A 12,759-nucleotide genomic window follows, 5' to 3' on the forward strand; every position below is an offset into this window, starting at 1 on the left:
CTGTCTACACTAGGAACATAATGAACAAGCGCGTCATGATCCCTGGGGAGGATGAGGGGGCTCAGCATGTGGGAGGAGTCCATAAACGCCCACCTATTCCCGATAGTTCCCTCAAGGCCGAATGTCCAAAATTCATGAGCCATGGTCCCTGCGGTGGTGTACGCAAAGGCGGGCTCTGTGAAGTGTATCCCGACATGAAATGCCCCTGGGTTTCGTTGTATATCGAACTGGAAAAGATCGGCCAAACCGAGTGGATGAAACAACTGTGAAGACCGTGAAGCGGTCCTGGTGGAGTGTGGAGCGCCCGAAAGCCTGAACGAGATACGCCTCAGCAGATACGAGCGACGTCGCTTGATACACGACAAAAGCCGGGAAGGAGTGAAGAGTGCAGAAGAGAGCCGCCAAGACGACCCACCTGGGCTACAACGATCGGCACGCCAAAAGCGGTATCACAGCCCCCTTACCGGATATCGAAACGTTTCCCAACCAGTACAAGGGATACGAAATCACCATCGAGATTCCAGAGTACACGGCAATTTGTCCTAAAACGGGACTGCCGGATTTCGGAACAATCACGGTGCACTACATGCCGGACAAAGCATGTCTGGAGCTCAAGTCCCTGAAGATGTACATTCATGCCTATCGCGACCTCGGGATCTTCTATGAAAACGCCGTCAACCGCGTGCTCCACGACGTCACAAGGGCTTGCCGGCCCGTATGGGCGAAGGTGACCGGCACCTTTGCCGCGCGCGGAGGGCTACGAAGCGTTATCGAAGCCCGCTACCCTTGATGGCGCTCCGTCACACTCAACCGAACTGAAGCGGTCAGCATCATGGTCGCCGCATGGGTCCTGGTTCGTTCGATCTCTCCATACTACCGGATCTGCTCGACGACGGGCTCAAGGAATCCCAACATGGTCGCTGATCACCACACCGAACGATCTCTCGGCTGATGGCTACCTATGCAATCGGAGATGTGCAGGGTTGCCGCGCTCAACTCTCACAGTTGGTCGACCGAATCGACTTCAATCCGACGCGGGACCACCTGTGGTTCGTCGGAGATCTCGTCAATCGCGGACCGGATTCATTGGGGGTCCTGCGTCTGATCAAGAATCTCGGCGCGGCGGCGTCCGTGGTCTTGGGTAACCACGATCTCTTTTTGCTGGCCGCAGCAGAGAGCATCGTGACCTTACGTCCTAAAGACACCATCGATGACGTCCTCAAAGCCGACGACCGTTCGGAGTTGATCGACTGGCTGCGCGGGCGCCCACTTCTGATCCACGACGACTCGGTACTCATGGTCCATGCCGGACTGCTACCGCAATGGACGGCCGCGGAGGCGGTCCAGCTGGCAGGCGAAGTGGACGGCGCGTTGGGAGGACCGGACTATCGGGAATTTCTCCGCGACTTCTTTCATGCCTCGCTTCCATCCTGGCATCCGTCGCTGACGGGACGGATGCGGCGAGCCAGTGTGGCGCGAGCGATGACGCGAATCCGAAGCTGCACGCCGGCCGGCGAGATGTCCGGGTTTTCCGGCGCTCCACAGGATGTTCCTCCCGGCTATTTACCCTGGTTTCGCGTGCCGGGACGCCGCAGCGCGGACACCACGATCGTCACCGGCCACTGGGCCGCCTTGGGGTTGCAACTCGAGTCCAATCATTTGGCAATCGACAGTGGATGTGTGTGGGGCAGACACCTGACCGCGGTCAGGTTCGAAGACCGTGCCGTGTTCCAGGTCGAAGGTCCGCGTCCGAGACGATAGCCTGCCGCCGTCCCGCTTCTCACACGCCCAACGCCAGACGGACGAGAGGCACTTTTTCCCCGATCCCGAACGACAACGGCTCCAAAACTTCGTCAGGATCGACATAGGTCCCGAACAATCGATCCCAGACGGTAAAGAAGGCGGCGAGATTCGCCGTGTAATGTTCGGGACGATTACTGTGATGGATGTGATGGTAACACGGCGTCACGATCAGCCATTCCAGCCACTTGAATCTCCACCCGACGTTCATGTGCATCCAGTCGTTTTGAAGAGCGTTGAACATCCCGATCGCCAGGTACATCCACCACGGAGATAGATCAAGGAAAGCGTAGGCGAAGATGTACGGGAGATTCACGATCACCTGCTGCGGGATGGTCGCCCTGATACCGGCGAGCCAGTACATGTACGTCGGCGTGTGATGCCACTTGTGGATGCGCCAGATCGGAGCCGTATGCATCAACCGATGGATCCAATAGTGACCAAAATCCGCGACCACGAAATAGGCCGTGACGCGCAAGGGCAGCGGCAGATTCAGGATGGCGTCCGGCAAGTGTGGACGCACCGCAATCCATTGATCGATGTATCCCGCGGTGGGAAAGATGATGAACTGATACACCAGAAACACCGTGAAGTCGTACAGCATGACTCGGCCGTATTCGATCTTCCTCGCCGGCCTGATCAGTTCGAGAGCGGTCACTCCGATCAGTCGGACCAGAAAAAGAAGGGGAAAAACGAGGTCGTGAGCCAGGAGGAACTGCCGGAACTCTCGAGTGAAGACCCACTCGATCCAATCCATGAACCCATCTCCTGCCAGCCGCGATCGGCTGGATAGGTGCGAGCGCGGCGGGACGGCCCGCGATCCTAATGATAGCTTTCGGAGTCCGAGGGGAACTTCCCTTGCTCCACTTCTTCCTTGTAACGACGCAGGGCCTGGAGCGCGTCGGCCCTGAGGTGGGCGTACGGCTTGACGAACTTCGGAACGAAATCGTCGAACAATCCCAGCAGATCGTACAGCACCAGAACTTGGCCGTCGCAATGAGGCCCCGCGCCGATACCGATGGTCGGGATGGTCAGTTCATCCGTGATCGACTGGGCCAGGTCCGCCGGCACGGCCTCCAACACCACAGCCACGGCGCCGGCGGCTTCGAGCGCCTTGGCATCCTGCACCATCGTCCTCGCCTGAGCCGCATCCTTTCCTTGCACCTTGTATCCGCCGTACTGATTGACGGACTGCGGGGTCATCCCCAAATGTCCGACCACCGGAATTCCCGCCTGCGTCATGTCGTGCACCCGGTCCACAACGGCCGCCCCCCCCTCAAGTTTCACCGCATGGGCGCCGACCTGCAGAAACCGTCCCGCATTGCGCAGAGCATCCTCCCGGCTGGCTTGATAGGACATGAAGGGCATGTCTCCGATCACCAGGGCCTGTTGCACCGCCCCGGCGACCAGTTTCGTGTGATACAGCATCTCGTCCATTGAGACGGACAGGGTATTGGCCTTGCCTTGCACGACGACACCCAACGAGTCGCCGACCAGGATCGTCTCGATCCCGGCCTGTTCGACCAGACGGCCAAACAGGGCATCGTAGGCCGTCATGACGATCAATCGTTTACCTTGCTTGTACCGCCGAAGATCGGGGATTTTCATCATCCGATGCCCGCCTTGGTGAGGATTTCTCCGAGCCGGTGCGTCGCTTTGATGGCCATGATATGGACTCCGTCACAGTGGGGCCGGACCGCCGCGATGGTCCGGACGGCGATCTCCACGCCGGCGTCCTCCGACTTGTCACCCGCAGCCCGCAACTCGTCGATCATCGCTTGTGGAACGGACACGCCGGGAATATGCGCGTTCATGAACTCGGCCATCTTGGCGTTCCGCAGCACCAGAATGCCGGCGAGCACCTTTACCTTGAACGGACGAACGGCCGTCATGAAGCTTGCAAACTGTTCCGGATGGTATATGGCCTGCGTCTGAAAGAATCCCGCCCCAGCTTTGACCTTGATCTCGAATTTGGCGAGCATCGGTCCCAACGGATCGGCTTCAGGCGTGACGGCGGCGCCGACTTGAAACGCCGTGACGCCGTCGAGCTTGTTGCCCGCCATGTCGCGGCCGTCGTTGAGCCCCTGCACCAATTGCATCACCTGGACCGAGTCCAGATCATAGACAGGTTTGGCTTCCTTGTGATCGCCGACAGTGGGATAGTCGCCGGTCAGACACAGCACGTTCCTGATTCCCAGCAGATGCGCGCCCATCAGGTCGGACTGCATCGCAATTCGGTTCCGGTCTCGGCAGGTCAACTGCATCACCGGATCGTGTCCCAGCTCGTATAACAATCGACACACCGGCAGCGACCCGGCGCGGACCACCGCGGCCGTGTTGTCGGTCACATTGACGCCGTGTACTCGGCCGACCAGTTGTCTGGCGTTGTCCAGCAGGCTGACGACGTTCGTCCCCTTCGGAGGGTTATATTCGACCGTCACGGCAAACTGTCCGCGATCGAGGACGTCTTTAAATCGCCTAGGCTCCCGAGTCATTCAGCTTTCCTCGTCAAGATTTTCTTCGTCCCCCCTCACCACTAGGAGGGTCAGGGCTCGGATGGCTTCCACCGCGCGCATGCACCGAGCACAGTCCATAACCTACGAGTTCGAAGGAATCTTGCGTGCGCGGGGCGCGAGCGCAGAAGGTGCCTGTGTCCCGAACACACCTATGCCATCCCTGCCATTCTCCTAGCAGACTCCACGGTATTGTCCAGCAACATCGCGATCGTCATCGGACCGACTCCCCCGGGCACCGGGCTGATCCAGCCGGCCTTCTGACTCACGGGCTCGAAATCGACATCACCGCACAGCTTGCCCTCCGGGGTCTTGTTCGTGCCGACATCGATGACAACGGCTCCCTCGCGGACCATGTCGGCTGTGACGAACTTCGCCTTTCCGATAGCCACCAGCAACAGTTCAGCCTCCCGGCACACGGCAGCCAGATCCTTCGTCTTCGAATGACAGATGGTGACTGTGGCGTTGCGCTGTAACAACATGAGCGCCAACGGCTTGCCCACGATGTTGCTCCGCCCGAGCACCACCGCGCGTTTGCCTTCGATGGTGACACCGGTGGACTCAATCATCCTGATTACACCCTTCGGCGTGCAGGCTTCAAATACAGGATGACCCTCGACCAACCGGCCGAAGTTGTAGGGATGGAACCCGTCGGCATCCTTGTCGGGAGACACCGCCTCCAAGATCACTTTGCTGTCGATGTGCTTCGGCAGCGGGAGTTGCACGAGGATGCCATGGATTTTCGGATCGGCGTTCTCTTTACCGATCAGGGCGAGCAGTTCGGCTTGGGTAGTCCCGGCAGGCAATTTGTGGTCGTCCACGTAGATGCCCGCCAGCTCGCATGCCTTCTGCTTGTTTTTGACGTACACGTGAGAGGCGGGATCGTCCCCCACAAGGATGGTCGCCAAACCCGGTTTCGTTCCCGTCTTGGCCAAGACTTTCGCCGCCTTGGCCGCCAATCCATCCCGAACCTGCTGCGCCAATGCTTTCCCATCAATGAGTTTCGCTGCCACGGCTTCCTCCCCGTTCCGACCAGTCGACGAGTTGTTCGATTAAACGTGCGCACCTTAACAGGGCATTTTTGTGCAAGTCAACGTGCGGTGCCGGTCGGCTTCAGACAGCCTCCACCGCCGTTTCTTGACAGATTCTGCGCGGCACGGCTACGATGATTCATCATCACACTCATCAGGCCGATCCATTCGTGACCACGATCCACTCATTCCTTCGTTTCGGCTGTCGCCGCCTCGGCACCCTGTTATCTGTCTGGCTGGTCGGGACCGTTGTCGCCCACCCCGCCGGCGCGCAAGTGACCGTCGTCGATCTCCAGTCGCCATATAGTTTCGTCAGCGGGCCGGCGGGGAATCAATATTTCATCTCCAGCGTCAACGGAGATCCGGAGCAAGCCGATAACAACGGCTTCATTACGAAACTCGATGCCGGCGGCAAACTGGCTAACCTGAAATTCATCCAGGGCGGCAAGAACGGCGCGACACTTCACGCCCCCAAAGGCATGGCGCTCGTCGGCGACACCTTGTATGTGGCCGATCTCGATACCATCCGAGGGTTCGACGCCGCCACGGGCAAACCGACCGCGGCGGTGACGATCTCGGCCGGCGTGTCAGACGGTGCTTTCGCCGTGTCCCTCACCGATGTAGCGTTTGACGGCAAAGGTTTGCTGTATTGCTCGGACCAGCGAAGCAACCGTATCTATCGTGTCGATCTCGACTCCGGAAAAGTCTCGCTCTTGCTCGCCGATCCTCAGCTCGCAGGCCCCACTGGGCTGGCTCTTCACCCCAAGTCGGGACAGTTGATCGTGGTGAGCTGGGACAAGGGGAAAATCTTTGAGATCAGTCCGGACGGACACCTGACCGAGTTGGTGTCCAACGGGTTTTTCTCGGCCCGATTCATGAATTTACGCGGTGTTGATTTCGACCGATGGGCGAACATGTACGTCTCGGATTTCACGACGGGGAAAGTCTGGCGCATGACCTGGGACAAACGATTTCAAGTCATCGCCGAGTATCTCCCTTCGCCGGGGGATCTTGGTATCGACCGCACCAACAATCTGATTTTAGTACCCTACGAGTCGGCGCACGCAGCCGAGATGAACGGTCTGGAAGCGCCGTCGGAAGGGAAGCCTAAGCAGGAAAAGCGCACCCTCGCCGACTACGGCTTTATCCCGCCGCCGCCGAAACCGGGAGCGGGAGGCGCAGGTAAATGAATCAGTGCCTGTACTGCAAGCAACGCAAGGGCAAACGATCATGCCCGGCATTGGGCGGCCTCATCTGTCCTCTCTGCTGCGGAGAACACCGGATCGTCCGCATCGCTTGCCCCGAGAATTGCGTCTATTTGGAGTCAGGTAGCGACTATCAGCAAAAACGGCTGGGTGAGCAATTCATGCCCCTCCGGCGGGACTTCTACCGGCATCTGGCGGATCTCGGAGGTGAGAAGGCCGTCGCCCTCTACAACCTCGTCGAAGTGGTCACCTTCAGTTATTTCCAAGGACGCCGCGACGGACAGGATGCGGAAATCATCGCCGCGATCCAGGCCCTGCGACGGACGCTGAGCCCGCTTCACGTGCCGTCCGCTCCAATGCCCGTCTTCGCCGAACACCTGAAAAAGGAATACGACTCATTCAAAAAGCAGAACCCTCAGCAGATCGCCGACGCAACCCTCGCCCCCGAGGTGTTGGATCGCGCGATCCGGTTCGTTGCGGACTTTTCCGGCACAGGATTCCAGTCTCAGCGGTTTCTGGCCGGTCTCGTCGGCTACGTCCGCGCCTATCATCCTGACATCGCGGCGCATCTCACCAAGCAGCACGAGGCCGGCCGAATCGTGCTCCCGAACCAATCCTTTGCGCCGCCTTCTCCGGACCCCCACGTCCATGGACCAGGCTGCGAACACCACCACTAGGCCCGGTTCCGCTCATTTCACTTCATTCGACGATTGTCACCGTCATCTCGACCCGTTCGTTCGGCAGATCGCGATCGTTCCTCGGCAGCCCGGCAATCTTGTCCGCCACACCCAACCCCCGTGTAATTTCCCCGAAGACCGTGTACTTGCGGTCGAGGAAGGGCGAAGGCTCCACCACGATGAAAAACTGTGAGCCGGCGCTATCCGGTTCATTGGCTCGGGCCATTGACACGATGCCACGCTTGTGAGGTGTGTCGGTAAACTCGGCTTTGAGGAGAATCGGGTTCCCCTTTTCGTCCTTGGGGCCTCCCTGGCCGTAGGTTTCCTTGCGAAGAGAGCTCTTGGTGTTCGGATCGCCTCCCTGAATCATGAAACCGGGAATCACGCGGTGAAAGATCGTCCCGTTGTAGAAGCCGGACTTGGCCAGCTTGAGGAAATTCTCGACATGTTTGGGAGCGAGGTCCGGGTAGAATTTCATGTGCATCTCGCCGAACTTGGTCTTGATGATCGCCTTGGGGCCATGGTCCGGAGGCGGAAGCGGCGGTATGACCTCCGTTTTTCCGCCACAGCCGACGACAAGCCCGACCGCGGCGATCGCGACCATCTTCCACAGAGATCGGCGAACCCGCATATCTCAGGTCTCCGCTAGTCCACCACGGTAATCGTCATTTCCACACGCTCGGTCGGAAGGTCGCGGGGACTTCTCGGCAGGTTGACGATCTGATCGGCCACGTCCAGGCCCTTCACGACTTCGCCGAACACCGTGTACTGACGGTCCAGAAAATTCGAGTCCTTGACGACAATGAAAAACTGCGAGCCGGCGCTGTTGGGATCGTTCGTGCGCGCCATGGACACGATGCCCCGGCGATGGGGGATGTCGTTGAACTCGGCCTTCAGTCGCTCGCTCGGCCCGCCCATGCCGTACGTCTCGGGTTTGTTCACGTCTTTGGTGTTGGGATCGCCGCCCTGAATCATGAAACCGGGAATCACGCGATGAAAGATCGTCCCGTTGTAGAAGCCGGATTTCGCCAACTTGAGGAAATTCTCGACATGCTGGGGCGCTTTGTCCGGAAAAAACGCGATCTCCATGTCACCGAACTTGGTCTTGATGATCGCCCTCGGCGACGCTCCGGAGTCGGCCTTGCCGGATATCTTATCGGCGGCCTCGGCATTCCACGCCCCCGCGATGAGGCTACCGCCGAGACACGAACAGACTATCATCCGCTTCCACAGCTTCCACGTCTGCATCATTGCCCTCCTCGCTCTGGTCGCGATCCCTGTCCCGTTCATCCATCGGTCGGTCTTCAGCGCGAAGGACACCGACCGCTCATCATCATACCATGGTCCGCGCGGCTTACCGCTCGAGCCGCTGCAACGCCTGCCTTGCGGCGGACTGTTCCGCCTCTTTCTTGCTCCGCCCGGTTCCCCGACCGACCGGCTCATCCTTCACCGTGACGACCACCTCGAATACCTTGTCGTGATCCGGTCCGGTTTCACTGACGATGTCGTAGCGAGGAAGCAGATCGTGTTGTTTCTGACACCACTCTTGGAGCTGGGTCTTAAAGTCCTCGGCGCCTGGATACGTCCCCTGATCGGTCGCTGAGCGGAGTTCGACCTCAAACAGACGCAGCGTCACCGCGCGACTGGCCCCGTAGCCCCCGTCCAGATGAACGGCGGCGATGACCGCTTCCACTGCATCGGACAGCAGTGAGCCCTTCTCACGCCCTTTGGACCGCTCTTCCCCTCGGCCGAGTCTGAGATGCTCGCCCAATTTAATGCGTCTGGCGACTCGGACCAACGAGGACTCGCTCACGAGCTTGGCCTTGAGTTTCGACAAGGCCCCTTCAGAGCAATGCGACAACTGAGAGGCCAGATGTTCGCTGATCACCAGCGACAACACGGCATCGCCTAAAAATTCAAGTCGTTCATTGTGGGCTGCGCCGACCGACCTGCGCTCATGGACGTACGAGGAGTGTGTCAAGGCCTCCTCCAGGAGAGTCGCGTTCGCAAATTGATAGGCCAAGGAGTCCTGTAACGCGACGATCGAGTTGGTGGGCGTCATGAGAGCCCGCGCATCCCCCTGCGAATGAGGGCGGCTACGCGTCGGGTTTCCTAAACAACAGACACGCGTTTACGCCTCCGAATCCAAAGGAATTCGACAGGGCGACCGTCACCGCCGCGGGCCTGGCCTTGTGGGGGATGTAGTCGAGATCGCACTCGGGATCGGGATTGTCCAGATTGATGGTGGGAGGCAGCATCCCGTGATGCAGCGCCAGCACGCTGAATACCGCCTCGATGCCGCCGGCTGCGCCGAGCAGATGTCCTGTCATGGATTTCGTCGAGCTCACGGGAATCTGAAAAGCCCGCTCCCCGAAGACCTGCTTGATGGCCTTGGTTTCGATGGCATCCGCCATGGTCGACGTGCCGTGGGCGTTGATGTAGCCGACTTGGTCTTTCCGAATCCCGGCGTCCTTGAGGGCCAGTTCCATGCACCTGACGGCACCCTCCCCTCCTTCGGACGGCGCGGTGATGTGGTAGGCGTCGCTGTTCATGCCGTATCCGATAAGCTCGGCGTATACACGTGCACCGCGACGCCGCGCGTGCTCGATCTCTTCCAGAACCAGCACACCAGCCCCTTCTCCCAACACGAACCCGTCACGGTCTTTGTCGAACGGACGGCTCGCTTTGGTGGGCTCGGCATTGCGGAACGACAGCGCCTTGGATGCGGCAAATCCGGCCACGCCGAGCGTCGTAATCGCAGCCTCGGCCCCTCCCGCGATCATCGCATCGGCATCGCCTCGCTGGATCAATCTGAACGCGTCGCCGATGCAGTGATTGCCCGTCGCACAGGCGGTCACCGCGCAGGAATTCGGCCCCTTCGCCCCAAGTCGAATCGCCACCTGTCCCGAAGCCAAATTGATGATCGTCATGGGGATGAAAAATGGGGAGACACGACCTGGCCCCTTGTCTTTGAGCACCGCATGGTAATGCTCGATCGAACCGAGGCCGCCGATGCCGGATCCGATGTACACGCCAACCTTGGTTGCTTCCTCCGGCGCGACTTTCAGCCCCGCGTCGTCCACCGCCAACTGCGCGGCGCCGACCGCGTAGTGGATGAACGCGTCCATCTTCTTGATTTCTTTCTTTTCGATGAACTGCGCTGGATCAAAGTCTTTGACTTCGCCTGCGATCTGAGCATCGTACCCGGCGGGATCGAACTTTGTAATGCGGCCGATTCCGGATTGGCCGGCGCACAACGCCTTCCAGACCTTATCCACCCCGGTACCCAGCGGCGTCACCAATCCCAACCCGGTGACGACGATGCGCCTGATTGATCGGTCGACCATGCCTGCCCCGCCGCTTAGGCCTTTTCCTTGATATAGTCCAACGCCTTCCCGACGGTCAGAATCTTCTCCGCGTCTTCATCGGGGATCTCGATTCCAAATTCTTCCTCCAGCGCCATCACCAACTCGACCGTGTCGAGAGAGTCGGCTCCAAGATCCTCCACGAAGCTTGCCTCGCTCGTCACTTCGTCCTCTTCGACTCCCAGTTGTTCGGCGATAATTTTCTTGACCCGTTCATCTACCGTTGCCATGGATGTCCCACCCTCCTTCTAGACTATACTGTGAACTCACTTCCGTCGCCGGTCCAAAACCGCCGCGGCAATGCCCGGTCATTCACAACCACAACGACTCGACGCCCAGACGACGGCCTGGTCTCGTCCCGGCACGGATTACGACATCAACATCCCCCCGTTCACGTGCAACACATGCCCAGTAATATACGCCGCTTCCTCCGATACCAGAAACCGGACGGCTGCGGCAATGTCCTGCGGCGTCCCCAATCGTCCGAGAGGAATCTGTTTCTGCAGGGTTTCCTTGACCTCGGCCGACAATCCTTGGGTCATCGCCGTGTCAATGAACCCGGGCGCCACCGCATTGACGGTGATGTTGCGGCTGGCATACTCACGGGCGACCGTCTTGCTGAATCCGATTACCGCCGCTTTCGACGCGGCATAATTGGCCTGGCCGACATTCCCCATGGCACCGACGATGGAGGCAATATTGACGATGCGACCATAACGCTGTTTGGTCATCGGCTGCAAGACCGCCTTCGTGCAGTTGAACGTTCCAGTCAAATTCACCCGGAGTACCAGATTCCAGTCTTCTTCTTTCATGCGCAGCAACAATCCGTCACGCGTGATTCCGGCGTTGTTGACCAGGATGTCGATCTTTCCCCACTCTTTGAGCACCTGATCGGCCATGGCCTTCGTGTCGTTGGCATCCGCGACATTCACTTTCACATTGAGCGCCTTCCGGCCCGCCTGCTCGATCGCTGCGATCGCCTCCGTTGACCGGGCCGGATCGAGATCCGCTACCACGATATCCGCTCCCGCCTTCGCCAACGATTCCGCAATGGCTCGCCCGATTCCCTGGGCTCCACCGGTTACGACCGCCACCCGACCTTCCAACGATGCCATGCTGCTCCTTTCGTTTCGAGAGACAGAGGGGAACCCATCAGTCTGCCGATCCTCCGTCATCGCAGCGCCGTAACCGCAGCTTCCAACGACTTGGGATCATTGACGTTCATCGTCACCACATCCGGCACGATGCGCTTGACCAATCCGGTGAGCACGGTCCCGGGGCCGACTTCAACGAACGTCGTGACGCCCATTGCTGCCATCGCTCTGACCGAATTTTCCCACAGCACCGACGACGGGAGTTGCCGGACGAGGGATGGAGCGATCTCCGCCGCGCGTCTCAGCGGCTTGGCTTCCGCATTCGTAATCAATGGTATTTTCAAGTCCGACCAGGATACCGCGGCAAGATCCCTGGCCAGCCGATCGGCGGCCGGTTGCATCAGAGGCGTGTGGACCGGCACACTGACGGGCAACGGGATGACCTTTTTACATCCCTTTGCCTTGGCGATTTCGATGGCGCGCTCCACTGCCGCTTTTGCGCCGGCGATCACGATTTGGCCGGGGGAATTAAAATTGGCGGCCTGAACCACACCCACCGAGGCGGCTTCACGGCAGACATCCTTCACGGCATCAGCGCTCAACCCCAACAGAGCGGCGACCGAGCCGGTGCCGGGCGCTACAGCTTCCGACATGTACCGGCCTCGTTTCTGAACAGTGCCGACCGCGTCACGAAACGAAAGGCCTCCCGCCGCCACCAGCGCGGAATATTCCCCCAAGCTGTGGCCGGCCACGGCGACCGGTTTGACGGCCGTCGGTTCCAAGGCTCGAAACGCGGCGATGCTGCTGACCAGCAGCGCCGGCTGAGTATGCTCGGTCAGATTGAGCCGTTCGGCCGGCCCGTCGAAACACAGCGCCGCGACGTCGTACCCCAACACCGACGAAGCCTCTTCGTACACCTGTTTGAGCGCGGGATAGGCTTCGTACAGCGCCTTTCCCATCCCGACGGACTGGGATCCTTGGCCCGGGAAAATCAATCCAATTCCTGCAGTCATATGAAAGCTAGATATCTAAGAAATCCCTTGGAATGTCAACGGGAAAAGTTCCCCGAGTGCG

16 protein-coding genes are annotated in these 12,759 nt (G+C 59.6%); 5 read left to right on the forward strand and 11 right to left on the reverse strand.

Annotation, left to right across the window (positions count from 1 at the left end):
* The first annotated feature begins 20 nt into the window (after positions 1 to 20).
* The 3 genes from P0111_14790 to P0111_14800 all read left to right on the forward strand — a co-directional run bounded on the left by P0111_14790 (position 21) and on the right by P0111_14800 (position 1,761).
* A complete protein-coding gene (locus tag P0111_14790) occupies positions 21 to 269 on the forward strand; it encodes a methylenetetrahydrofolate reductase C-terminal domain-containing protein (GenBank protein MDF0645294.1) in 249 nt (82 codons plus the stop codon).
* A gap of 116 nt (positions 270 to 385) precedes the next feature.
* Entirely contained in the window at positions 386 to 790 is a 405-nt protein-coding gene (queF, locus tag P0111_14795) for a preQ(1) synthase (GenBank protein ID MDF0645295.1), read from the forward strand.
* A 161-nt stretch (positions 791 to 951) separates the two neighbouring features.
* The gene (locus tag P0111_14800; protein MDF0645296.1) at positions 952 to 1,761 is read left to right on the forward strand and encodes a symmetrical bis(5'-nucleosyl)-tetraphosphatase; all 810 of its coding nucleotides are present in this window, start codon (positions 952 to 954) and stop codon (positions 1,759 to 1,761) included.
* Between the two features lie 19 nt (positions 1,762 to 1,780).
* Here P0111_14800 and P0111_14805 read toward each other — a convergent pair whose 3' ends face one another.
* From P0111_14805 to folD, 4 genes are all read right to left on the reverse strand, one after another.
* Positions 1,781 to 2,557, reverse strand: coding sequence for a sterol desaturase family protein (locus P0111_14805; protein ID MDF0645297.1), 777 nt, complete (start codon positions 2,555 to 2,557; stop codon positions 1,781 to 1,783).
* A gap of 65 nt (positions 2,558 to 2,622) precedes the next feature.
* Positions 2,623 to 3,411 carry a 3-methyl-2-oxobutanoate hydroxymethyltransferase gene (gene panB / locus P0111_14810; protein MDF0645298.1) on the reverse strand — a complete coding sequence of 263 codons (789 nt, stop codon included), beginning with the start codon at positions 3,409 to 3,411 and terminating at the stop codon, positions 2,623 to 2,625.
* On the reverse strand, positions 3,408 to 4,295 hold the full coding sequence (locus P0111_14815; protein MDF0645299.1) for a methylenetetrahydrofolate reductase: 888 nt from the start codon (positions 4,293 to 4,295) through the stop codon (positions 3,408 to 3,410). The genes panB and P0111_14815 overlap by 4 nt, the downstream gene beginning before the upstream one ends.
* Positions 4,296 to 4,465: 170 nt before the next feature.
* Entirely contained in the window at positions 4,466 to 5,326 is an 861-nt protein-coding gene (gene folD / locus P0111_14820; protein ID MDF0645300.1) for a bifunctional methylenetetrahydrofolate dehydrogenase/methenyltetrahydrofolate cyclohydrolase FolD, read from the reverse strand.
* Between the two features lie 152 nt (positions 5,327 to 5,478).
* On the opposite strand from folD, the gene P0111_14825 reads away from it, so the two are divergent.
* Together P0111_14825 and P0111_14830 are read left to right on the forward strand one after the other, a co-directional pair.
* Positions 5,479 to 6,534, forward strand: a complete 1,056-nt coding sequence (locus tag P0111_14825) for a hypothetical protein (protein MDF0645301.1) — start codon at positions 5,479 to 5,481, stop codon at positions 6,532 to 6,534.
* The gene (locus P0111_14830; GenBank protein ID MDF0645302.1) at positions 6,531 to 7,226 is read left to right on the forward strand and encodes a hypothetical protein; all 696 of its coding nucleotides are present in this window, start codon (positions 6,531 to 6,533) and stop codon (positions 7,224 to 7,226) included. Before P0111_14825 ends, P0111_14830 begins: the two co-directional genes overlap by 4 nt.
* 22 nt (positions 7,227 to 7,248) lie before the next feature.
* Here P0111_14830 and P0111_14835 read toward each other — a convergent pair whose 3' ends face one another.
* The 7 genes from P0111_14835 to fabD form a co-directional block, all read right to left on the reverse strand.
* Entirely contained in the window at positions 7,249 to 7,857 is a 609-nt protein-coding gene (locus P0111_14835; protein MDF0645303.1) for a peptidylprolyl isomerase, read from the reverse strand.
* Positions 7,858 to 7,871: 14 nt separating this feature from the next.
* The gene (locus P0111_14840; protein ID MDF0645304.1) at positions 7,872 to 8,339 is read right to left on the reverse strand and encodes a peptidylprolyl isomerase; all 468 of its coding nucleotides are present in this window, start codon (positions 8,337 to 8,339) and stop codon (positions 7,872 to 7,874) included.
* Between the two features lie 241 nt (positions 8,340 to 8,580).
* Complete coding sequence (gene rnc, locus P0111_14845; protein ID MDF0645305.1) at positions 8,581 to 9,288, reverse strand: ribonuclease III; 708 nt, start codon at positions 9,286 to 9,288, stop codon at positions 8,581 to 8,583.
* Between the two features lie 34 nt (positions 9,289 to 9,322).
* On the reverse strand, positions 9,323 to 10,573 hold the full coding sequence (gene fabF, locus P0111_14850) for a beta-ketoacyl-ACP synthase II (GenBank protein ID MDF0645306.1): 1,251 nt from the start codon (positions 10,571 to 10,573) through the stop codon (positions 9,323 to 9,325).
* A gap of 14 nt (positions 10,574 to 10,587) precedes the next feature.
* Entirely contained in the window at positions 10,588 to 10,821 is a 234-nt protein-coding gene (gene acpP, locus P0111_14855; protein MDF0645307.1) for an acyl carrier protein, read from the reverse strand.
* Between the two features lie 138 nt (positions 10,822 to 10,959).
* Positions 10,960 to 11,706, reverse strand: coding sequence for a 3-oxoacyl-[acyl-carrier-protein] reductase (gene fabG, locus P0111_14860; protein MDF0645308.1), 747 nt, complete (start codon positions 11,704 to 11,706; stop codon positions 10,960 to 10,962).
* 56 nt (positions 11,707 to 11,762) lie between these two features.
* A complete protein-coding gene (gene fabD, locus P0111_14865; GenBank protein MDF0645309.1) occupies positions 11,763 to 12,698 on the reverse strand; it encodes an ACP S-malonyltransferase in 936 nt (311 codons plus the stop codon).
* Positions 12,699 to 12,759 lie beyond the last annotated feature (61 nt).

Source organism: Nitrospira sp., from assembly GCA_029194535.1.
Classification (GTDB): domain Bacteria; phylum Nitrospirota; class Nitrospiria; order Nitrospirales; family Nitrospiraceae; genus Nitrospira_C.

Excerpts from the sequence above, each read along its gene's own strand:
- P0111_14790 (MDF0645294.1), top strand. The coding sequence starts at position 21 with ATGAACAAGCGCGTCATGATCCCTGGGGAGGATGAGGGGGCTCAGCAT.
- panB (MDF0645298.1), bottom strand. The coding sequence starts at position 3,411 with ATGATGAAAATCCCCGATCTTCGGCGGTACAAGCAAGGTAAACGATTG.
- P0111_14800 (MDF0645296.1), top strand. The coding sequence starts at position 952 with ATGGCTACCTATGCAATCGGAGATGTGCAGGGTTGCCGCGCTCAACTC.
- fabD (MDF0645309.1), bottom strand. The coding sequence starts at position 12,698 with ATGACTGCAGGAATTGGATTGATTTTCCCGGGCCAAGGATCCCAGTCC.
- fabG (MDF0645308.1), bottom strand. The coding sequence starts at position 11,706 with ATGGCATCGTTGGAAGGTCGGGTGGCGGTCGTAACCGGTGGAGCCCAG.
- P0111_14830 (MDF0645302.1), top strand. The coding sequence starts at position 6,531 with ATGAATCAGTGCCTGTACTGCAAGCAACGCAAGGGCAAACGATCATGC.
- acpP (MDF0645307.1), bottom strand. The coding sequence starts at position 10,821 with ATGGCAACGGTAGATGAACGGGTCAAGAAAATTATCGCCGAACAACTG.
- rnc (MDF0645305.1), bottom strand. The coding sequence starts at position 9,288 with ATGACGCCCACCAACTCGATCGTCGCGTTACAGGACTCCTTGGCCTAT.
- P0111_14805 (MDF0645297.1), bottom strand. The coding sequence starts at position 2,557 with ATGGATTGGATCGAGTGGGTCTTCACTCGAGAGTTCCGGCAGTTCCTC.
- P0111_14825 (MDF0645301.1), top strand. The coding sequence starts at position 5,479 with ATGATTCATCATCACACTCATCAGGCCGATCCATTCGTGACCACGATC.
- P0111_14815 (MDF0645299.1), bottom strand. The coding sequence starts at position 4,295 with ATGACTCGGGAGCCTAGGCGATTTAAAGACGTCCTCGATCGCGGACAG.
- fabF (MDF0645306.1), bottom strand. The coding sequence starts at position 10,573 with ATGGTCGACCGATCAATCAGGCGCATCGTCGTCACCGGGTTGGGATTG.
- P0111_14835 (MDF0645303.1), bottom strand. The coding sequence starts at position 7,857 with ATGCGGGTTCGCCGATCTCTGTGGAAGATGGTCGCGATCGCCGCGGTC.